Source organism: Huijunlia imazamoxiresistens (genome assembly GCF_037132455.1).
Lineage (GTDB): Bacteria > Bacteroidota > Bacteroidia > Chitinophagales > Chitinophagaceae > Flavisolibacter > Flavisolibacter imazamoxiresistens.
Genome location: NZ_JBBBEI010000009.1, coordinates 176,860 through 199,962, shown reverse-complemented (window position 1 = coordinate 199,962; position 23,103 = coordinate 176,860). Strand labels below are relative to the sequence as shown.

Below are 23,103 nucleotides of genomic sequence, written 5' to 3'. Positions count from 1 at the left end.
CCTGCCTGTCGCAGGAAATTCATTATCATTGGCGCACACAAGCGCTTAAACAATGACGACCATGAACCCTAAGGTTGATTTTTATTTTAACAATGAAGGAAAGTGGCAGGAAGCGATCAACGCCCTGAGAACGATCGTGCTGGACTGCGGGCTGTCGGAAGAATTGAAGTGGGGCGTTCCGGCCTATACGTTCCAGGGAAAGAACATCGTGCTGATCCATGATTTTAAAGCATACTGCGCCCTGTTGTTTTTCAAAGGCGCCCTGTTACAGGATGCCCAGGGTATGCTTATTCAACAAACCGCAAACGTGCAGGCGGCACGCCAGGCCCGCTTTACCGGTGTTCGCGAAATCGAGGAACAGGAAGCCCTCCTGAAAGCCTTTATCTATGAAGCCATCGAAGTGGAAAAGGCCGGCCTGAAAGTGGCCTTTAAAAAAAGCACGGACCTCGTATTCCCCGAAGAATTCCAATGGAAATTAACGGAAGACCCTACCCTCAGAGCAGCTTTCGAGGCGTTGACGCCGGGACGGCAACGGGCCTACGTCCTTCACTTTTCCGCCCCCAAGCAATCCAAAACCCGGGTAAGCCGGGTAGAAAAATGCATTCCTCAAATCCTCGATGGAAAAGGGTTAAATGACCTTTAAGTCCCTGGTGAAACAAGCGCCATCCGGAAGCCGCAAAAAAAGAGGAGGGGGTAGAAACCCCCTCCGTTAATGCTTGCTTGTGCTTGTACGATGAACGATTAATGAAAATTTTTAAGGAAACGGATCATTGGCGCCTGGTTTCCTGCGGGCCCAGGTAGGACGGCTGCAGGCCGCCCAGGTCCAGCACGACCTTTTGCAGCAGTACGGCCGGGGAAACGGGCCAGTACGTCAGGGTATGCCTGCCGGGGGTCCGAAGGCGGTGCTCCGACCTTTTCCGGATAATATTGTCCGACACCCAGCTGCCCCAGGCGCGCCCGTCGTTGTCGTCCTTGTTGAGGGTGATCACCTGCGGCGCCTCGCCATCCAGGGAAACGGCATACTTCAGGCCGTCGCCGCCGGGGAAGTTGAGGGTGGGCGAAAAGAAAGCCTGCAGCACCACCCTGCCGGTATCATAGGTGTAAAAGTCGTACTCCAGGCGGGCGCCCTTGCCCGGCTGCTGGTCCGGCGCCGTTACCGGGAAGGTGGTGATGGCGGAGCCGGTCCGGCCAATATCGGGGATCACCTTCCAGCTCAGCCCCCCGGCGGGCACCGCCCGGGTATAATGTTCGGCCTCCAGCGACACATAGCCCTCCTGTTCATAAAATACCGAACCTTTCGCCGTGGCAGGAACCAGGTGTTCGGCGGTTTGATACACCACTTCCGTTTTGGCCGCTTCCCGGGCGGTTGCGCCCTGGGGCACATAGGCCACTTCCGGCATTTTCTGGAAAGGCGGCTGCTGCCAGTAGGTATAGCCGATATGGGTCTGGCTCATCATATGGTTCCATTTGCCGCCGGCGAGCCGGTGGTATTCCAACGTAATCAGGGAGTCGGCTGCATAAAAGTGTTTGGCCTTGTCGGCAAAGGCGTTGGCGCGGGCGTCGCCCCGGTCGGCCAGGCGCCGGTTGGTTGCCACGGCCCGGTACAGCTCGTGCAGGTTGGCCAGGGCTTTTACCGGGTGCAGCACCAGCTGGAAAAAGGCGTCGCGGGCAGCGGCGGGCAGTGCGGCGTTCACCGCTTCGGCCCGTCCTAAAAGGGCGTTCCATTCGGCCACCACCCGGTCCCACTCCTCCGCATTGTAGGTGCGGGCATCCAGCAGTTCCGGCTTGCGGCGGGCGCTGTACTGGCCGTAGAGGCGCAGCAGGTCGCCGATCTCCCCGGCTTGCGGGGCGCCGAACTGGGATTCGGCCCAGCGGGTGTAGTAGGTGCGGAGGTTATTGGGATTCCATTTTTGGGGGGCCCAGGCCTGGTCCAGGAAAAAGGAAAGGGGGAACTCCATGGGCTTGATATCACCCACGTTCACGATCCAGATCTGGCGGGCGTGGTATTCCCAGGCCAGGTGCATTTGCTCCCATACACGGGCAATATTGTTGGTATTCAGCCATTTGTAGTTGCGGGGACCGCCCACATAGTCGAAGTGGTAGTAGATGCCATAGCCGCCGCTGCGGGGTTTTTCGTTCAGCTTCGGCAGCTTGCGGATATTGCCCCAGTTGTCGTCGCACAGCAGCAGGGTTACGTCGTCCGGCACGCGCATGCCTTTGTCGTAATAATCCTGCACTTCCTTGTACAGGGCCCAGAGCTGGGGCGTTTGGGCGGCAGGCTTGCCGGTAACGTCGCTGATGATTTTCCGTTGGTCGGCTACGATCCGCTCCAGCAGGGCGGTGGCGGTGCCTTCGGTCATGGGTTCGTCGCCGTCGCCGCGCATGCCGATGGTGGCGATGCTTTCGTGGCCGCGGCTGTTCTCGATACCTTTTTTCCAAAAATCCTGGAGGACGGCCTTATTCTCTTCGTAATTCCAGGCGCCTTTGCCAAAACGTTTCCATTCCTGCTGCGACCGCACCATCGGCTCGTGGTGCGAGGTGCCCATAACAATGCCCCAGCGGTGGGCCAGTACGGGGTTCAGGGTATCGTCGGCGTTGAAGGCATTGCCCCACATGGCCGGCCAGAGGTAGTTGCCCTTCAGGCGGAGGAGCAGCTCGAACACCTTTTCGTAAAAGCGGTGATTAAAGCCGCCAAATTTTTCCTTGCTCCAGCTGCTTAAGGCAGGGGCTTCGTCATTGATAAAAAAGCCGCGGTATTTGACGCCGGGGGCATCGGCCAGAACCGTTCCGGCTTTTATATAGAGCGCGCTCTTCCGCTGTACCGGCACGTCGGCCCACCAGTACCAGGGCGACACGCCCATCTGGCGCGAAAGCTCCAGCAGGCCGTAGGCCGCTCCCCTGCGGTCGCTGCCGGCGACCACCAGGGCCTGGTCCACGCCCTTGAACGGCGCCTTCACTACCTGGATGCGGTAGCCTTCCCACTTTCCTTTCAGGCCGGCGATCGATAATTTACCCGCTTTGACCAGTTGCTGCAGGAGGGCCGAATGGCTGATCTCCCCGACCAGGACTATGTTTTTGGCCGACCCGGAAGTGGTGTTGATGCCGGGCCGCTGGCCCGTTACCCGTTCCACGTCGTCGCGGAACAGGCCGGCCACCTTGTGCAGCAGCGAGTCCGCGCCGGCTTCCACTACTATGGAAGCGGTGGCGCCGCCCTCCGCGAGGGCAAACGCCCCCGGGCTCTTTTGAGCGGTAATAATATTAGGAAGATCCTGGGCCATCGCCTTCTGGAAAAAGGCAGCCCATAACGTAACCAGGCAAACAATCAGGTGTTTCATTATGCGTCGTTTATCATCAGTCCGAAACCCGGGGCCGGAGGCTTTCCGGGAAGAGGGTAAAAGTAGGCACCCCGCCCCGGCAGCCATGGCTCATTTGTCGAAACTTATATAACAATTGTTTACGCGGCTGTGTGCGGCGCCCGCCGCTCCCCTTGAAACCATCAGAAAAGCTATTCAAACCGGATCCAGTCCAGTTCCACACGGCCGGCTCCTTTTGTGCTGACAAACAGGTTTTTCGTTCCGGAAGGTTGCAGGCGCAAAGATGCCTTCACCAGGCCCCAGTCCTTTCCTTTGGGTATGTTGACTTCGGCCAGCAGGGGACCCTCGGCACCACCAGCCCGGACCTGTATCGTGCCCCCGGTTGAAGATTGGCCCCGTAGTCCCACCGACCGGAACGTTTTTTTGCCAAAATCCACGCTGTTGTATTGCACCCAGGCGCCCGGGCCTTCCAGCACGGTCTTCCAGCCCCGGAAGGTATTTTGAGGATCCAGGAAAGCGATGGAAGCGCCCCGGTCACTGAGGCGGCTGTAGCGGTCCAGCTGTATTTCGGCCTGCGCCCCGGTCAGCCCTACGCCGCGGAGGGTGGGCACCACTTTTTGGATGGTGCCGTCGGGCAGGAAAAACAGGCTGTCCGCCCGGATCGACCGGTTCTTATCGAACTGGGGCGACAGGTCGTTGTGGTGGTAAAACAGGTACCACTGGCCCTTATACTGGAGGATGGACTGGTGGTTGGTCCAGCAACCGGAGGCGGATTCGTCCATGATGACGCCGGCAGGCGTAAACGGCCCCATAGGACTTTTGCCGATGGCATATTCCAGCCGTTCGGTCTTGTTGGCTACGTGCGGGTAGGTCAGGTAGTACAGGCCGTTGCGCTCGAACAGGTAGGGACCTTCCTTCAGCCCCTTGTCGGGGAGGTTGGCAATGACCTGCGGCTCCGAGGCCAGCTCCTGCATGTTTTCCTTTAGCCTGGCCATGTACAAATGGCCTTCGGCCCAGTACAAATAAGCCTGTCCGTCCTTGTCCAGGAACACGGCCGGGTCAATGCCCCGGACGCCCCGGATCGGTTTGGGCTGCACGGTAAAGGGACCGGTTGGCTGATCGGCTACGGCCACGCCAATGGAAAACCCTTTGGCCAGCGTCGTATCTTTTACCCTTGACGGGAAATAGAAGTAATACTTGCCGTTGCGGTAGATGCAGTCCGGCGCCCACATGCTGTAGGTGGTGTCATTGACCCAGGGCACCTTATCCTGGCGCACGATGACGCCATGGTCGGTCCAGTCGGCCAGGTTGGCCGAGGAGAAGACGTGGTAGTCTTCCATGCAGAACCAGCCGGGGCGCCCTTTCCCTTCTTCGCAAAGGATATCATGGGACGGATACACATATACCCGGTCGCCGAACACCCGGGCGGAAGGATCGGCCGTGAACTGGTTTTGGATCAAAGGGTTTTGCGCCAGCACCCGGTTGGAGGCACCGGCAAGGGTGCCGGCCAGCAACAGGCTGCCGAGCAGGTAACGGCGGCTATTTTTTAAAAACATAACTTATTCAGGAATTGATTAAGGAGTAGTGGCAATCCGGTCCTCTATATGAAAGAAATCGAAATCGACGTATCCGCCCGCCTTTTCGGTGGCATAGTTGAACAGGCCGAAGCGGTAGCCCATAAAGTGCGGGATGGTATACGCCATCTTCAGCGGTCCGCCGATGGGCGTCCAGGACCGCCCGTCCAGGCTGTAAAAGAAGCGGGCGATATCCTTGCGGTCGCGGAAGTCGCATTCGGCTTTTAGGAACACCGTCTTTTGCGAAAGCGGGATCCGCTCCAGCTCCACCGGCTTTTCCGATTCGGCGCTGACCATCACCAGGGACTTCGTCCCGTTTTTGTACTGCACGCCCACCAGGCCGTAGCGTTTCTGCAGCAGGGCCAGGCCGGCAAAGTCGCCTTCGGCCATATGCGCCACGTCCAGGGAAGTGGAACCGCTGCAGGCCGGCCCGATGGTGCGCTGGGTGAGGGTATTCTTTGCCAGCAGGAAGGAGGTGTCGGTCCTGCCGGTGGCCAGGCGCAGGTAGCCTTTGCGCTGGGTCACCGACCACAGGCGGTTGTCGGGGTTGTGGTTCCACTGCCATACCAGGGGCAGGGGGCGTTCGCCCTTGCGGCGGCTGAATTCATCGGGGGCTACAATACCGGGGATCAGGCCCTTGGAGGCGGGCAGGTCCAGGGTTTGCGGCACCTTGCCTTCGTTGCCCAGTACGGGCCAGCCGTCGACCCATTTTACCGGCACCCAGTACGGGATACGGCCCACCGCGCCGAAATCGCGGAACAGGTAGGCAAACCACCGGCCGTCCGGCGTATCGATCAATCCACCCTGGGCAACGCCGAGGTCCTGCAGGGCCACCCGCCCTTCATAAGGGCCGGTGATCTTATCGGCCCGGTGCACCACCACGGTGCGCATGCCGCCCCGCGGCCAGGTGATGTTGAACAGGTAGTACTTGCCATTGATTTTAAACAGCTGGGAACCTTCGGCCGGAAGGCCCACATTGGCGCCCGAGGGGGCGCTGGCATTTTCGATGAGCACCTGTTCGGTGGTGCCCGGCTTTACCCCCGAGGCATCGGCCTTGAGTTCCACCAGCCGGAGCTTGCCCCCGCCGTAGATCATGTACACGCGGCCGTCGTCATCGAAAAACAGGGAATGGTCATGGAAGGCCGGCTTCCAGGACGCCACCTTCCAGGGTCCTTTTTCGATATCCTTCGTGCTGTATACGTAGGTCTTCCCGGTAGTCTGGGCAAAGGTGGACACGTAATAGGTGCCCTTGTGGAAACGGATGGTGCTGGCCCAGGAGCCCCTGCCGTAGGTGCTTTTGCCCCCTTCCAGGTTCAGCTCGTCCATGCTGGCCAGCGTATCGTAGGCATAGCTTACCAGCTGCCAGTTGACCAGGTCTTTCGATTTCATGATCGGCACGCCGGGATTCATATGCATCGTGGTGCTGCTCATGTAGTAGGTGTCGCCCACCCGCAGCATCGACAGGTCGGGAACGTCGGCAAAAATGATGGGGTTCTGCGCCCGGCCTTCCTGCGCCGCCAGGGGGGCAAAGAGCCCCGGTGCCGCCAGCAGCGCCAGTCCTAAAAGAATTCTTTTCATATGGTGATGGTTCTCTTGTGAATAGGGTATTTGAAAGAGGGTAAAAGTAGCATAGGCCCTTAAGGAGGAAGGGATTATTTGTTGAAACTAAGGATAAAATTGTTTGCCCGGCTGGCATAAAAGAGGCTGTCTCCGAAAAGACAGCCTCTTTTTTATGGAAGTCCGGAAAGCCCCGCGCCTACTGTTTCACCAGTTTTTTGGTGGTAACGGCGGCGCCGTTTTTCAGCTGCACCAGGTACGTGCCTGCAGCCAGGCCCTGCAGCGACAGGGTGTGCACACCACGGACCAGCCGGGTGCTGTGTACCCGCACGCCCGTGAGCGTATAGATCTCCAGGACCGCTCCCGGCGCTACGCTTCCTGCACGTACATACAGGACGTCGTTTACCGGATTGGGATAAAGCGATATACCGTCCGGTTGCCCCTCTTCTTCCGGCACGCCCATGCGTGCGGCAGACAATCCGGCAACTGCCGGCTCCACCCCCCAGATCAGCTGCCCGTTGCGGTACAGGGTCACCTTCGGATGAGCCGTGAAGGTGCTGTGGGCGGCATAGGAATAATCATTGAGCTCGTTGAGGGCCTTCCAGTTGCTGTGGTACACTTTCGAAAAGATCTCTCCCGAGTGGGCGCCTGCCTTCAGCAGGCCGGCGGCCGTATCGAAGCTGTATTCCACGTAGCCGGTAGCGCCCTGCAGGGGTGCCGCCAGGCCTACATAGCGGGCCTTCACTTTGGCAGCACCCATCTTCGCCCAGTCGATGTTGGCCATAACAGGGCCGGTGTTTTCGGTAGTCATCCAGTAGCGGGCGGTAAGCTCACTCAGGAGCACCGGAACGCTGTCCTGGCTGACCACCTTCAGGTAGGGACGCAGGTTGTTGTTGGCCGTTTGGCCGCCATCGCCGTCCAGGTGCTGCACCAACAGCTTCCAGGGCAGCACGGCCAGGGTTTGCGTGGCCTGGGCGGGGGCATAATCCTCGTTCCCGCTTTGTACGGCGGTGATGGTGGCGGTGCCCTGTCCCACGAGGTGAAGGGTACCATCGACCACGGTGGCCACTCCCGTATCCGAAGAACTATAGCGGACCGGCAGGCCGGAGGAAGCCGTAGCCTCCGGGGTTATGGCAGCATCCCCTACCCTTTTGGGCGCCAGGGCCTTAAAGGTGACCGCCTGGGCCTTCGGCACTTTATTGTACGTAATATCATCCATGAAGAAATCGTAGCCGGGCGAAGCCAGGCCCCATACCAGCTGGGTGGCCCCGGCGGCGAAGGCGCCGGCAGTGGCGTCCGTGGCCACGGCCCCGGTATTCCAGCTGATGCTGTCGGTGGAGTATTCCAGCTTCAGGCTTACCGGTGACGTGCCTGTAGCGGAAGCCCGGTACCATACCGACTGGCCCACGGCCGGCACATAGCCCGCAACGGTGGTGTTCACCAGCGTGTTGAGCGAAGTGGCCGTGGTAGATCGGTAGATGCGGAACTCGGTGCGGGCAGCGCCGGCATGGTACACGATGAACACATAGCCGTTCAGCATCCCCTGCACGTATCCCGTGGTGGCGGTTCCCACCGAACCGCTGCCCCGTAACAGGCAGCCCACCTTGTAGTCGGTAACGGAGCCGGTGCTTTGCTTCCAGGTCACGGAATAATCCGCGGCATCGGAGGGGAACAGGTTCAGGTCGACGATGCCCGTTGCGTTGCGGTTGCCGCCGCTGTACGCCCGGAAACGGTTGCTGGTATTTTGAGCGGCGTCGGAATATGCCACTACCCCACCGGACGCACTGTTGTCCCGGCCCACGGTCATGTTCAGCGCCGGTGTCGTGCCGGGAGTGGCCGCCGTCGTGGCCACGTCGTTGCTGAAGTCGTACACCCGGCTCCAGGAAACCGAACCGCCCAGGGCCACCTGCTTGTCGGCAGCCGTGTTCGAGGTAATGCTGATGTTTCCGGAATAGGTGTTTTCGGCCAGGCCCGCTTTCAGCCGGGCATAGACGGTGACCGGTGCCACCATCCCGTTTGCCGGGGCCAGCACGATGGAGGAGGTATAACCGGATCCCGGGCTCAGGGAAATTTCAAAATGCGCCGGCGCCGTGAGGGTAATCGCATCCGCCAGCGGGTTGCCCCAAACCTCGAAGGACTTTTCCGGAGAAGTGCCGCCAGCATAGTAGTTATAGAAAAAGCCTTCCAAAGCCGTTTCGGAAACAGCGGTCAGCGCCTGCACCTGCACCGCACCCTGGAGGGTCATGCGCTGATCGGCGGCACCGGCGGAAGCCAGGGCAATCTCCCCGCTGTAAGCCGTGCCCGTCAAGCCCGGCTGCAGCCGCACATAGATCGTTGTGGAAGCGATGCTGCCCGTAGCGGGCGCCAGGGTCAGCGCGGGGGCGTAGCCCCCACCCGGGCTCAAGGAGATTTCAAAATTGGCCGGAGCCCGGAGCTCCAGGTTTTGGGAAAGGTTAGTTGCGGCTACGGTAAAGCTGCGTTCCGCTGAAGGGTAACCCGCGATATACCCCAGGTCGTTAAGGGCGGAGGGTGTGGTCACGAGGATCTCCGGCTGCACGACAGCGCCGCCCAGGCTAATTGCCTTGTCGGGGCTGGCCGCGATGCCGGCATAGGCAAGCGTAAGCGCCCCTTCGTAATTATTGACCGCCAGTCCGGCCTTCAGGCGAACGTATACAGGAGTCTGCGGAAGCGATCCGCCGCTTTGTGCCGGCGTCAGCGAAGCGCCATAGCCCGAACCGGCGTTTAAAGAGATCTCGAAAGGCTCCGGGGCCTGCAGCACTACCTGGTCGGGCAGTGCGCTCCCGGAAACCGTAAACGACTGGCTGGCCGAAGGACCCGCATCCCGGAGATACCGCAAGCCGGTCAACGCGTCCGCCGACAAGGACAGCACCCCGGAAGGCTTGATGGCATTCAGGGTAATATCGTCCAGGAAAAAGTTGTAGTTCGGTGTTCCCAGGCCCCACACCAGCTGGGTGGCCCCTGCAGGGAAGGCTCCGGAGGCGTCCGAGGCGGTGGCGCCGGTAGTCCACGTCAGGCTGTCGGTGGAGTATTCCAGCTTCAGGCTCACCAAAGCAGTTCCGGAAACCGTGGCCCGGTACCAGATGGATTGCCCCACGGCAGGAACCAGGCTGTTGACCGAAGTATTCACCAGCGTATTCAGGGAAGTGGCGGAAGTGGAGCGGTACACCCGGAATTCCGAATGTTTGGTCGCCTGCCCGTTGGCGGTATACACAATGAACAGGTAGCCCTGCCTCAGACCCTGTACATAACCGGTAGTGGCGGTTCCTGCTTCGCCGGAACCTCTGAGCAACACGCCTGCCTTGTAATCCGTATTGGCCGTACCCACGCTCTGCTTCCAGGTAACAGAATAGTCCGTGGCATCTGCAGGGAACAGGTTCAGGTCCATGGCCCCCGTGGCATTGCGCTGCCCCCCGCTATACGCCCGGAAACGGTTGCCGGTGGCGCCCCCGGCATCGGTATAGTCTACCACACCGGCGGTGGCGGTATTGCCGGCGGCTACGGTTATGTTGGCGGCGGGCGGGTTGGCGGCGCCGGTGGTGGCGGCATCCGCCGTAAACGTATACGCCTTTTGCAACTTTACACTTCCGGCTAAAGAAACATGCACCTGCGCCGCGCCGGCCGTGCTCAGGGAAAGGGTGCCGGTATACGACCCCGAGGGCAGCCCGGCTTTCATCCGCACGTATACAGGGGTGGCGGGTACAGAATCGGCTGTCTGGGAAAGGGTCAGCGAAGGCCCAAAACCCGAGGAGGGCAGCAACGACAGCTCGAAATTCGGCGAGGCGGTTACTACCGCAGGTGCGCTCATCGAGCGGCCGCTGACGGTCACTACCTGTCCGGCAGACGGCCCCGCGTCCTGCAGGTAAGCGAAACCGGACAGCTCCAGCTTCGAGGCAGACAGGTACGACGCCTGGCAGCTGATGTTATCGACAATCCAGGAGCCGTCCGGCGCCCCGAAACCCCACAAAAGCTGGGTGGTCCCGCCCGGATACGTCCCGTCCGCAAAGGTGGTTGCGGCGCCGCCCTCCCAGTGAATGCTGTCGCGGGAGCATTCGAATTTCAGGGTGTTCCCGATAGCGGAGGCTCGGTACCAGCAGGCCGTGTTGGCCCCTACCGTAAAGGAAGACGTAAAGGACGGCCGGGGCGTTAGCCCGCCGGCGCCGGCAATATACGGCTGCAGGGTCACGGTCTGGTCGCTGTTGGAGGAAGCCACAAACAAATAGCCCTGCTTCATCCCGCCGGCATAGGGGCAGGCACCATTGCTGGCGCGGAGCAGCACGCCCTTCTTACCGCCCGCCGTTGTATAATACTCCTTCCAGGTGACCGAATAATTGGCGGCAACAGGAAACAGGTCCAGGTCGGCCACGCCGGTACCGCTCAGCACCCCGCCGCCATAGGCCCGGAAGCCGTTGCTGGAAAAGTTTTGCGCATCGGTATAAGCCACCACTCCGGCCGTACCGGAACGCAGGGTCACCAGGCGGGCCGGCGGGTTGGCGGGACCGCTGGTGACCGCATCCTGGTCGAAATGGTAGTTGCCCCCGCCGGCAGCCGACAGCACGATATGATCGAGGTTCAGGGCAAAGGAGCCCGCCCGGCTTGCCCGGAACTCCAGGGTATTGGCCCCGGCCTTCAGCGTAATGGTTTGCTCGTTGACGTTCCAGGCGCTGGTAGTGGCGGTCTGGGAAAAGACAGGCGTGGCCACCTGGACACCGTTGACATACAGGTCCACGGAGGTGACGTCTCCACCCACGGCCGTGTACCGCGTTTGCAGGCGGTAGGCGCCGGGCTGCAGGGCGGTAACGGTTTTGCGGATGCCGGCAGCGGCATTGGTGCCAAAGCGTAAAAACCCTTGGGCGGTATAGCTGCTGACGCCGCTGTTGATGCCGCTGGTGGTGTTGCCCGCAATGCTCTTGTAATCGAAATACTCGGCTTCGTACTGCCTCGGTCCCGTATAGGCGGCCGGTATGCCCGGCGCCAGCAGGGAAGCGGTGGTGTACTGCGTCCGGCGGCCCGTAGCCGCACCGGAACAGTTCACCGCCAGGTCCAGGGCGCCGTTGTGGCGGATGGTCAGTGTCAGCACGCCGCCCGACCAGCTTTTCGTCACCTCGCTGGGCTGGTGGTTGCCCCGGTCCGTGAATGTATAGGCAGGCTCCGCCGAGCTGCCGTAGATCCTGATCACATCGGTCTTCAGGCCGGTATTGACGACATTGTCATAGTTATTCAAATAAAATTTCAGCTGGTGGGCCGTTTCCTTGACCACGCCGGCCGTGTACTGCGAAAAGGTGAGCTCCATGCTGTCGCAGGTATTGTATTGAAAGGGAATGCGCCCGCTGGCCGCCTGGCCGGTCTTATAGGGGTTGTACACCACCCACCCGTTCTCATGGCGTCCCGCATAGAGATCACCGGTATATTCCTGCGGAAACAGGCTGTTGAACTCGGCTACCTTGGCAGCCGTATTGGGCCAGCGGCTGCCATAGGCCGACTGGTTCACCTGCACCGCAAAGGACCGGGCGTCGGCATCCGCCAGCTGAAAGGCGACGGGTACCGTGGGGTAGCGCCCCGACTTTTTGAAAAATGTCTTATTGTCCCGGAGGTTGCCGTCGCCGTCCATGCGGTAGAGCCCTTCGAACAGGGTCTGGGGGGTACTGTACATGTCGTCGATGCTGCCGGTATTCACGTCATGAACAATGGCGACCTTCGTCCGGTCGATCACTTCCCTGCGGCTGGGAATCCGCACCGTTCCGTCCAGGATCTTTCTGAAGATATCCAGCGTCACATTATAGAACTGGGGATAGAACTCCCACCGCCGGGTGGTAAAGCCATCGGTGGCCGGCCCGGCGCTGATCTCCCGTGACTGCTCCACCGGGATGGTTTCGGGTCCGTCAATGATGGTTTCGCCGGTCAGCATCACGTGCTCCAGGTGGGGCGCCCCGGCGGTGGCCATTGTGAAGTTGGCGTTCACGCCCGTGGCGTCGGTCCAGCCGGTGGCGTCGTAGCGGATGCCGTACTGCCCGCTGAAACCGGAAAGGTAGGCGCCCAGGCAAAGGCTTTCCATATCGGACTGGTAGGACTGCTGGGTGTATTTTTCACAAAGGATAAAGTTCTGGGTGTATTGCCGGCTGGCCGCCGCAAAGTCGGGATTGCGTTTCATCATGGCCATGGGGTTGATGTTGGGGCTCCACTGGTTGCCGCACCAGCTGACCACCAGGTAGCCGCCGTACTTATTGCTCAATTTCAGCAGGTTGGTAAACAGGGCCATGCGCTGGGTCCAGCTGACGGAAAAAGGATCGTCATAGCCCCAGAACTGTTCGGCATAGTTAAAACCGATTAAGTTGGGATATTCCCGGTACAGCTCTTCATAGACGCCCAGGTCGAAATCGGAAAAGTGCTGGAAGCCGCCGCTGGATTGCTGGACCATGGCCCATACGCGGTTTTCGGCACAGGTACGGAGCCAGGACTTGACGGTTTCATAGCCGTATTCCACCTGGTTCCACTTGCCGGTAGTGGCGTCGTGGCTGATGGAGAGGGAAATATTGAACACCACGTACGGCCGGATGTCGGCCGGGACCATATCGATGATCTTCTGGGGGTCGGCATAGTTCCAGGTGTCGATGTGGATGATCCACATGGGGCTGGAAGGCGAGGTTGGGCGCCGCAGGTAGCGGTTTGTTTGCGCCCGTGCGGCGACGGTACCCGCCAGCAGGAACAGGCATAGCAGGACCTTTAGCACGTGGCAGGCACGTAACGTTCTTTTCATAATGGAGCAATTGATAGTTAATAAAAGAGAGGAATGCACCCTTCAGGATTGTTGGGGTGCAGGTAAAAGTAGAGCAGGGTTTTCGGGAGGGATGCTACATTTAGGCAAACTTAGAGAAGGATTGTCCTACCGCTTTGGTAAGGGATTATACGTTACCGTTAGTATGCTATAGGTTTCATTTTTGTTGTTTGTTGGTCGTGAATATTTGCTGGAAAGCTTTATGAATTAATGCTTTTAAGAGAGCTTTTTATTTGATATTGTCCTTCGGGTACCGAAGGAATAATTCAAAAAACAGACGCTCTAAAAGCCGCAATTCATAAGAACTTCTCAAATGCACATACGCAGAAAAAGGGCAGCCCCAATCGGAACTGCCCGTGCAAAAAAAACCAAAAGAGATGTATGTGCTCAAATCTTCCTACGGCTGAAGGTCATTGGCCGCCGTGGCATAGAGGCCGATGAAGCTGCCCGTAAAGCCGCCGGCCACATCCGTGGAAAGGATGTCCCCGGAAACCGTGCCCCCGAGATTTTTAAAGTTCTGCCCGTCGGTGGAATAGTTGAAGGTGTACTCGTCGCCCTGTGCCATTACCTGCAGCTGCACCGGCGTCCGCAGGCTGATCTTCTCGCTGGCGATCACCTGGGAAGCACCCTTTTCCGTCCGGGCCAGCACCAGGTAGTAGTCGGCCGCTTTTTTCGTCACGCCGAATACGTAGTTGAACTTTTCACTCTGGTAACACACCAGCCCGGCCAGGTCCTTTTCGGATTTGGGCGCGTACTTCAGGGTCACCGTGGCATCAAAGGCATTGTGCTGCTGCCGGTGGAAGAGCGCCGAGGTGGGCACCGCCTCCTTGATGTTGACGGCATACGGACTGATGGTTAACCCGCTTTTGGAGGTGCTGACAAATCCTTCGCGGGGGCCTCTCATGCCGATCCAGCGGTAATCCAGCTTGCCGGCGGTAAAGTTGTCCGTAAAGGTGAAGTTGCCGTTCGGCATAAAGCCGTTCTGGCCGGCCTGGTTGGTGACGCCGCCGGGCGTTTTCACCTTGGGCTTCAGCGGTACCAGCCCGTTTTGAAAGATGGGGAACTCGCCGCTCCAGTCCACCGGCAGGATAAAGGTCTCCCGGCCGGTATTCACCCGGTTCTTTTCGTTGGGGCGGACCGCCAGGAACACGCCGTAGTATTGACCGTTCGGACCTTCCACCAGGTCGGCATGGCCGGCCCAGTTCACCTGGTCCTTCCGGCCTTTGGGAAAATGCCGCTGGGTGAGGATCGGGTTGTTGCCGGCCGGCCGGAAGGGCCCCTTGGGGCTGTCGCCGACAAACACCACCTCGCTGTGCCAGTCGCCGGTGCCGCCTTCGGCGCACATTAAATAATACTTTCCGCCCTTCTTGTACAGGTGCGGCCCTTCGATCCAGATGGGTTTTTGGGAAAGGTCCACGCCCCCGTCCACGATGATCTTGTCGGAGCCGGCGATCACCTGGTCTTTTTCCAAATCATATTCCCAGATCTTGATCACCCGGTGGCCGTTGTAGCGCTCGGTTCCTTTGTCCGGGGCGTCGTTGTGCACCACGTAGGCCTTGCCATTATCGTCAAAAAACAGGGCGGGGTCGATGCCGGCAAACTGGAGCTTGATGGGGTCGCTCCATCCCTGGGCCGGGTCTTTGGTCTTTACCACCATATTGCCCATGCCGCCGGCAATCTGGGTGGTGATCATGTAGAAGGTGTTGTTATAGGGGTTGTACTTGATGTCCGGGGCATAGATGCCGGCGGAGATGCCCGACTTTTCCACTTTCAGCTGCGAGGGCCGGTCCAGCACGTGGCCGATCTGCTTCCAGTTGACCAGGTCGTTGGAATGAAAGATGGGCACGCCGGGAAAGAAGGCAAAGGAGGAATTCACCAGGTAATAATCATTGCCCTTGCGGGTAATGCTGGGGTCGGGATAACAGCCCTGCAGGACGGGCGTATAAAATTCGCCGGGCTGCAGCGGGTTTTCGTTGTAGATACGGTCGTTGCCGCGGTACGTAAACTGGCTGAAGAGGGGGGCGTCTTTGGACGCGACCTTATTGCCCTGCGCCGATGCAGGGGCGGCCGACAGCAGCCCGCCCCACAAGAGGAGCTGCGGCAGCTTTTTCAGGACCACGGATGGAAACTTATTCTTTTTCATTTTATTTTTTTCTGGAATTTTTTGTCAATTTAACTTCTTTGCGAAAACCCCGGCAGCCGCTTCAAGGCTTCCTTCCCACAGGTTTTGGAAAAGAGGAAGGAGTGGAAACCCCTTCCGTGTCCATGCTTGTCTGTAACTTAAACGAACCAATATTGCGGGCGGAGTCCGCCCCCGAAGGGTTTAAAAGTAGAAAGGGCCTCGTGCCGGAAAGGGTTCATTTGTAGAAATAAACAGAACATTTGTAAATACTTTTGGAAAAAGCAGGGAAAAAGGGAGAAAAGAGTGCTCCCTTTTCGCCGTTTAGAACATTTGTTCCCCCTTTTGCAGCATTCTTTGCCCCCCTGCCGGGTTATATTTGCAGGGATCCTCCAAAATTTAGTATAGATTCCGAGCGACGCCATATGACGATGAAGAACTTCCTTTTCCTTTGCTGCTGTATCTTATGGCTGGCGGTCCCGGCGCCGGCCCAGGACGGGGACATCAAATTTACCTCCCTGCGGCCAAAGGACGGCCTTTCCTCCAATACCATCAATGCCATTGTAAAAGACCGCTACGGCCTCCTGTGGTTTGCCACCGAAGACGGCCTGAACAAATTTGACGGCACCCATGTTACCGTGTACCGCCACCAGCCCGGCGACTCCACCAGCCTGCAGACCAACGAGATCATGGCGCTGCACGAAGACCGGTGGGGCCACCTGTGGATCGGCGGCGTCGCCGGGGCGGTCAGCCGTTACGACCGCAAAAAGGACGTGTTCCAGCACTTCCCCTTCAACCCCACCACCACCTCGCAAAACCGGAATATTACCCGCGCCATCTGCAGCGACCACCAGGGCAAATTATGGATCGGCTACTTTGGCGGCCTGCAGGTGCTGGACCCCAAAACCAATACGATCGAGCGGTTTGCCGTAGACGCCGGCCGGCCGGGCGCTTTGTCCACGGGAAAAGTCCTTTGCCTGTTCGAAGACCGCCGGCACCGGATGTGGGTGGGCACCAACGCGGGCTTGTTCCGGTACGACCGGGAAACAAGATCCTTTACCCGGTTCCAGCATGCCGACGCGGACCCGTCCAGCATCAGCCATAATGTGATCAAGGCCCTGGCCGAAGACAAACAGGGCAACCTGTGGGTGGGCACCACGGAAGGCCTCAACCGGCTCCACCCGGACGGAAAGGGCTTTACGGCATACCGGCACAGCAGCAACGGCAACAGCATCAGCAATGACTTCATCTTTTCCCTGGCGGTGGATGCGGCCAACCGCTTGTGGGTGGGCACGGAAGAAGGCCTGAATATCCTGGATCCCCGCACCGGCGTGGCCACCCGGCACCGCCCCGACAACCGGAACCCCTACAGCCTGACCAACAAGTCGGTCCGCAGCATCCTCATCGACAACGGCGGCATCTCCTGGCTGGGCACCTACCGCGGCGGCGTTAATAAATATGATAAGAACCTGAACCTGTTCAATTTCAAACAACTCAACGCCTTGGATGAAAACGGCAGCAACGTGTCGGTGGTCACGTCCTTTGCGGAAGACCCCTCCGGCAACATCTTCGTCGGCACCGATGGCGGCGGGCTGCGCCTGTTTCACCGAAAAACCGGGGCGCTGCAGCACCTGCCGGTAACCGCCGCCGGCAAGGGCCCCGCGGACGGGCTGGCCGTTCTGGCCCTGGAACGGAGCCGGAACGGGCGCTTGTACATGGGCACCTTTACCGACGGCCTTTTTGTGCTGGAGCCGGGCGGCGGCTACCGCCAGCTGAAAGCAGGCGCCGGCCCCGGGGCCATCAACTCCAACGAGATCTTTTGCATCAAAGAAGACCGCAAGGGAAACATCTGGCTGGGCACCAACGGCGGCGGCGTCAACGTACTGGGCCCCGACAACCAGGTGCGGGTGACCTATGTGCCCCACCCGAAGGCGGCCGGCGAGGTCGCCATGCCGGTCAATGAATATATCCGCGATATCGAGGAAGACCGCCAGGGCCGCATCTGGATCGGCTCTTATGGAGCCGGACTGGCGATGCTGGACCCGGCCAGCGGGAAGTTCTCGGTGTACAACCATGGCAACAGCGATCTCCCCGGCGATGCCCTCCACTGCCTGCTGGCCGACAGCCGGGGCGCCCTCTGGATCGGCACCTTCAACGGGGGCTTATGCATGCTGGACCCCCAAACGTCCCGTTTTGTGAACTTTTCCGAAAAAGACGGGCTGCCGGGCACCATCGTCTACGAAATCCTGGAAGACCAACAAGGAAGGATCTGGGTCAGCACCAACCAGGGCATCAGCAGCTTTGACGCCCGCACCCAAAAGTTCACCCAATACACCCACCACAACGGGGTGCAGCACAACAACTTCGTCCGCGGCGCCGGCCTCAGGACTTCCGATGGCGAACTGTTCTTCGGCGGCCTGGAAGGCTTTAATTATTTCAAACCGGAGCAGCTGAAGGAAAACCGGAATGTTTCCACCATCCTGCTGACCGAACTGCGGGTGGACAATAAACCGGTGGCGCCCTCGGAAAGCGGTCCCCTGGCGGAGCATATTTCCGTGGCCCGGGAAATCCACCTGGACTACAAGCAAAACTTCGCCCTGGGCTTTGTGGCCCTGAACTTTACCACGCCCGAACAAAACCAGTACAGCTACAAGCTGGAAGGCTTCGATAAGGACTGGAACTACGTGGGCACGTCCAATACCGCCTCGTATACCAACCTCGACCCCGGCACCTATGTGTTCCAGGTACGGGCCAGCAACAAGGACGGCGCCTGGAATACGGCCGCCACTTCCATCAAGATCTACGTTCACCCGCCCTTCTGGCGCACCATACCGGCCTACATCTTTTACGTGCTCCTCCTCGCCGGCCTGCTGCTGTATATGCGGCACAAGGGCATCCAGCGGCTGAAGCGGAAATTCGCCCTGGAGCAGGAGCGGCTGCAGGCCCGCCAGCGGCTGGAACAGGAGCGGCGGGAGGCGGAACAGCGGATCGAGCAGGAACGGGTGGAGGCCGAAAGGGTACGTGAGCTGGACCGCCTGAAGATCAAGTTTCTCACCAACCTGAGCCATGAGTTCCGCACCCCCATCTCCCTGATCATGGGGCCGGTGGACCAGCTGCTCGGCGGCGAAAAGGGCGATCGGGCCTCCGGCCACCTGCAGATGATCCGGCGCAATGCCCGCAGGCTGCTGAACCTGGTAAACCAGCTCCTGGATTTTCGGAAAATGGAGGAGCACGAACTGCGGCTGCACCCGTCGGAAGGCGAATTCGTTTCCTTCGTGAAAGAAGTGTCCGACTCGTTCAAGGACCTGTCGGAGCGCAAGAAGATCGATTTTGTTTTCGAAAGCCGCATCGACCGCCTGCATACGGCTTTCGACGCCGACAAGATCGAGCGCATCCTGTTCAACCTGCTGTCCAACGCCTTCAAGTTCACCCTGGAGGGCGGCCGTATCCGCCTGGAGCTGGACCGCGTGCACCAGCCTGCCGACCCCTCCCGCACCTGGGTAACCCTGAAGGTCAGCGATACCGGCATCGGCATCCCCCCGGAGCAACGGGAGCGCATATTCGACCGGTTTTTCCAGCACGCCACCCCGGCCGCCGTGCTCAACCAGGGCACCGGCATCGGCCTGGCCATTACAAAGGAATTCGTGCAGATGCACGGCGGCACCATCGAAGTGGAAAGCGAAGCCGGTAAAGGCACCAGCTTTATCCTCCACCTGCCCTTCACGCCCCTGGCCGCCCCGGAACAGCAGCCGGAACCTATGATCGAGGTCTCCGAAGCACCCGAAGCAGAAGCATTGGAAGCGGAAGCATTGGCGGAAGCGCCCGAAGCCCTTGAAATCCCCGAAGCAGCGCCGGCTACCAGCCCGCTGGGCGAGCAGGCGGAGCAACCCACCATCCTGCTGGTGGAGGACAACGAGGATTTTCGGTTTTACCTCAAGGACAACCTCCGGTCGCAGTACCGGGTGGTAGAGGCCGCCCACGGCAAGGAAGGCTGGCAGAAAGCCCTGTCGCAGCACCCGCAGCTGGTGGTCAGCGACGTGCACATGCCGTACATGGACGGCATCGAGCTGTGCCGCAAGCTCAAGGGCGACAAACGGACCGCTCATATCCCGGTGATCCTGCTGACCGCCCTCAGCGGCGAGCAGGACCAGCTCAAAGGCCTCGAAACCGGTGCGAACGACTACATCACCAAGCCGTTCAACGCGGAGCTGCTGAATGCCAAGGTAAAGAACCTGCTGGTGCTGAACAGCACCTTAAAAAGCACCTATACCCGGCAGGTCAAAGTGCTGGCCCCGGAAATCGAAATGGAATCGGAAGAGGAAAAATTCCTGAGCCGGGTGATGCTGTACCTGGAAGAAAACCTGACCAACTCGCAGCTGTCGGTGGAAGACCTGAGCAAGCATATGGGCATGAGCCGGGGTTCGCTGTACAACAAGCTCTTTGCGGTAACGGGCCAGAGCCCGGTGGAATACATCCGGTCGGTGAAGCTGGAAAAGGCCGCCCTCCTGCTGGAGAAAAGCGACATGAACATCGCCCAGGTGGCGTATTCCGCCGGCTTCGCCACCCCCAACTATTTTGCAAAATCCTTCAAGGCCAAATACAACATGCTGCCTTCGGAATACCTCGCCAAAATGCGGAAGGGCGAGAAAAAGAAGGAGGAATAGACCTCACCCGTCGTCTCGCCCCCCATCTTATCCCAATTTCCCCCCTCCCCCACCACCGCTGCTTAAACATTTCATCCCTTCTTTTATACAGGGCTGCCCTTGCTTCAGGGGTGGCCCTGATACTTTTGTTCCGCTGCTATTATCAGTAAAAGCCGGAGGCTGCACGCAGCCTCCGGACCATCCTGACCACTGCTAAAACGTATGCTCTTAACCACTAAAACAATAAAATTTCATGAATAAGCATTTACTGGGCATGACGCTTGCCTCGGTGATGGCCATGGCCACCTGTTCGGCCCAGGGCCTGGCCAAAGCCCCCGAAGAACCAGGAGCTGCCAAAAACACCAGGGACGCCAACACCCCTTTTGACGGTTCCATTTCCCAACCGCTGGTGACCGGCATGTATACGGCCGATCCTTCCGCCCATGTCTTCAACGGGAAGATCTACATCTACCCTTCCCACGATATCGAAGTCCCCATGACCGAAGACAGGGACGGCGGGAAGTTCGCCATGAAGGACTACCACGTTTTCTCCCTGGATAAGATCGGGGGAAAGGTCACCGACCACGGCATCGGCCTGGACCTGCCCGCCATCCCCTGGGCCGGCCAGCAATTGTGGGCGCCCGACGCCGCCTATAAGAACGGCAGGTACTACTTATACTTTCCCGCCAAAGACAAGGAAGGCGTTTTCCGCATAGGCGTCGCCGTGAGCAATCGGCCCCAGGGCCCTTTTAAAGCCCAGCCCGCGCCGATCCCCGGCAGCGGCAGCATCGACCCCGCCGTATTCCGCGACGAGGATGGCGAGCACTATATGTACTTCGGCGGCATCTGGGGCGGACAACTGCAGCAATGGAAGGACGGGAAGTTCGACCACCAGGGTTCCAAATCGGACTTAAACCAGGACGATGCCCCCGCCATAGCGCCGAAAGTGGCCCGGCTGAGCGGCAACATGCTGCAGTTTGCCGGGCAGCCGAAAGACGTGGTGCTCCTGGACGAAAAAGGAGAAGTCCTCAAGGGAGGCGATCACCAGAAACGCTTCTTCGAGGGTGCCTGGATGCATAAATACAACGGCAAGTACTATTTCTCTTATTCCACCGGCGATACGCACCAGATCTGCTATGCCACCGGCGACAGCCCCTACGGACCGTTTACCTACCAGGGGGTTGTCTTAAAGCCGGTAGTCGGCTGGACCACGCACCACTCCATCGTGCCCATCGAAGGGAAATGGTACCTGTTTTACCACGATACGCAGCTTTCCAACGGCAAAACCCACCTGAGGAACATTAAAGTGACCGAACTGACCTATGATGCCAACGGGAGGATCATCCCCATCGATCCTTACGGCAACAAATAAACGCCCGCCGGCCCCAAGGGGCCGGCTTTTTTTATTACAAGCATCCGCACAAACAAAAGCCCTCCGGCCGCAAGGCAACCGGAGGGCTTTTGTTATTTCTACCAACATCATCAGGGCTTGGGCTTCAGCTGCGGGTTCAGGCGCAGTTCTTCGGCATTATAGGGTAAATACCAGTTTTTGGACTGCGCCAGGGTTTCCTCCAGGTGCGGGTGCAGGGCGGCCGGCGCCCGCTTTTTGACCGCATCGATCAGCACCGGCACCCGGCCGCGGCGGGCCATGCGTACCAGGTCGAACCACCTTCTGCCTTCAAAGCCCAGCTCCAGGGCCCGCTCCTTCAGGATAAAGTCTTCGATCGCTTCGGTGCTGGAGGTGGCGGTGATGCTGGCGGGCATCGTCATGCCGGCGCGGCTGCGCACGCTGTTGATCCGGGCGATAGCCGACGCTTTATCGTTCAGGCGGTTGAGGGCCTCCGCCCACAACAGGTACACATCGGCCTGCCGGTACACGTGCCAGCGGTAATCGCTCTGGTAGGGCGCCCGTACGTTGGCCGGCACATCCACGTTGGCCGGCTTGACCGTGGCCAGCCCGTTGAACTTCCAGATCACGGGGTTGCTGTTCACCCGGTTGTAAAAGGGCGCGCTGCCGGCATACGAATTTCCAAAGCCCCGGTACAGTTCGTCGGTGGTGTTGGAGGTGCCGATGCTGTTGGGCCAGTTGGGGTTGTAGGATTTCACCGCCACTTCCGAAGGCGCCACCATATACTGGCCGCCCGAAGCGGGATCATTGGAGGTGAGCTTCATCAGCGAGGACGTCTCGCGGCTGGCAAAGGTGAAAATGACCTGAAACATCTGCTCATTGAACAGCTGGTTGTCGAGCGTAAAGATGCTGAACCAGGCGGTGGTGCCGTTGAGGATAAAGGGATACTGGCCGGTATTCTGCCAGGCCTGGCAGGCGGCGGCAGCCTCCGCGTATTTGTTGCGCCACAGGTAAACTTCCGCCTGCAGGGCGCAAACCGTTCCTTTGGTGGCCCGTGCCCGGGTCATTTCCCCGCTCACCCTTAAGCCGGCATCGAAGCTGTTGGGCACCCAGATCTGGATGTCGGTGGTTTCATAGGCGTCTTTCAGGTCTTTTTCAATGAAATTCAGGATCGAATCGCCGGCGATAGCCGGCAGGTAGGCCACCTTTTGAATGGAATCGGTGGGCTCCAGCACCAGGGGCACCGCATCGAAGTTGCGCACCAGGTAGAAGTAGGCCAGCGAGCGCAGGAACTTCGCCTCGCCTATGTACTGCTTCCGGTTGAATTCCGAAAAATTGTTGGCGTCCAGCGGAATGCGGGGTACGTTCTTGATCACGTAGTTGGCCCGGTTGATCAGGTCGTAAAACACGCTCCAGTTGGTGTAGCGGTTGGTGGGCGTTACCTTATGCTCGGCCAGCTCCAGCAGGTCCTTATCGGCGCCGGTGCCGGGTTTTACCCAGTCGCCGCGCATCTCGCCCAGCACGAACATATAGTCCACCATCGGCTGCAGGGCCTGGTAGGCGCCCCGCAATAGAAACTGGGCATCCCAGTAGTCGTTCAGGTAATCCTTGTCCAGGATAACGTCCTTGGGCTTCGGATCCAGGAATTTCCGGCAGGACGTAGCCGCGAGCGCCACCACCGCCAGCAGCAGGAGCAACGCTTTGCGCGGTACCCGGTTCATCAACTGATTTTTCATATCAAAATGTTTTTGAAGT

Annotated in this window: 9 protein-coding genes; 3 read left to right on the top strand and 6 right to left on the bottom strand. The window is 59.4% G+C overall.

Annotated features, from left to right (window positions below; translation table 11 throughout):
• The first annotated feature begins 61 nt into the window (after positions 1–61).
• Positions 62–643, top strand: a complete 582-nt coding sequence (locus tag V9K67_RS13280; protein ID WP_336723202.1) for a YdeI/OmpD-associated family protein — start codon at positions 62–64, stop codon at positions 641–643.
• A gap of 124 nt (positions 644–767) precedes the next feature.
• On the opposite strand, the gene V9K67_RS13275 is transcribed toward V9K67_RS13280, so the two are convergent.
• The 5 genes from V9K67_RS13275 to V9K67_RS13255 form a co-directional block, all read right to left on the bottom strand.
• The gene (locus tag V9K67_RS13275; RefSeq protein WP_336723201.1) at positions 768–3,335 is read right to left on the bottom strand and encodes a glycosyl hydrolase 115 family protein; all 2,568 of its coding nucleotides are present in this window, start codon (positions 3,333–3,335) and stop codon (positions 768–770) included.
• 170 nt (positions 3,336–3,505) lie between these two features.
• Positions 3,506–4,870 carry a family 43 glycosylhydrolase gene (locus tag V9K67_RS13270; protein WP_336723200.1) on the bottom strand — a complete coding sequence of 455 codons (1,365 nt, stop codon included), beginning with the start codon at positions 4,868–4,870 and terminating at the stop codon, positions 3,506–3,508.
• Between the two features lie 18 nt (positions 4,871–4,888).
• Positions 4,889–6,466, bottom strand: a complete 1,578-nt coding sequence (locus V9K67_RS13265; RefSeq protein WP_336723197.1) for a glycoside hydrolase family 43 protein — start codon at positions 6,464–6,466, stop codon at positions 4,889–4,891.
• A 178-nt stretch (positions 6,467–6,644) separates the two neighbouring features.
• Entirely contained in the window at positions 6,645–13,220 is a 6,576-nt protein-coding gene (locus V9K67_RS13260) for a glycoside hydrolase family 98 domain-containing protein (protein WP_336723196.1), read from the bottom strand.
• Positions 13,221–13,635: 415 nt separating this feature from the next.
• Positions 13,636–15,381 carry a glycoside hydrolase family 43 protein gene (locus tag V9K67_RS13255; protein ID WP_336723194.1) on the bottom strand — a complete coding sequence of 582 codons (1,746 nt, stop codon included), beginning with the start codon at positions 15,379–15,381 and terminating at the stop codon, positions 13,636–13,638.
• Positions 15,382–15,782: 401 nt separating this feature from the next.
• Here V9K67_RS13255 and V9K67_RS13250 point away from each other — a divergent pair, with 401 nt between their 5' ends.
• Together V9K67_RS13250 and V9K67_RS13245 are read left to right on the top strand one after the other, a co-directional pair.
• The gene (locus tag V9K67_RS13250; RefSeq protein WP_336723192.1) at positions 15,783–20,021 is read left to right on the top strand and encodes a hybrid sensor histidine kinase/response regulator transcription factor; all 4,239 of its coding nucleotides are present in this window, start codon (positions 15,783–15,785) and stop codon (positions 20,019–20,021) included.
• 232 nt (positions 20,022–20,253) lie between these two features.
• Positions 20,254–21,372, top strand: coding sequence for a glycoside hydrolase family 43 protein (locus tag V9K67_RS13245; RefSeq protein WP_336723189.1), 1,119 nt, complete (start codon positions 20,254–20,256; stop codon positions 21,370–21,372).
• A gap of 110 nt (positions 21,373–21,482) precedes the next feature.
• On the opposite strand, the gene V9K67_RS13240 is transcribed toward V9K67_RS13245, so the two are convergent.
• Positions 21,483–23,084, bottom strand: coding sequence for a RagB/SusD family nutrient uptake outer membrane protein (locus V9K67_RS13240; protein WP_336723187.1), 1,602 nt, complete (start codon positions 23,082–23,084; stop codon positions 21,483–21,485).
• Positions 23,085–23,103: the final 19 nt, after the last annotated feature.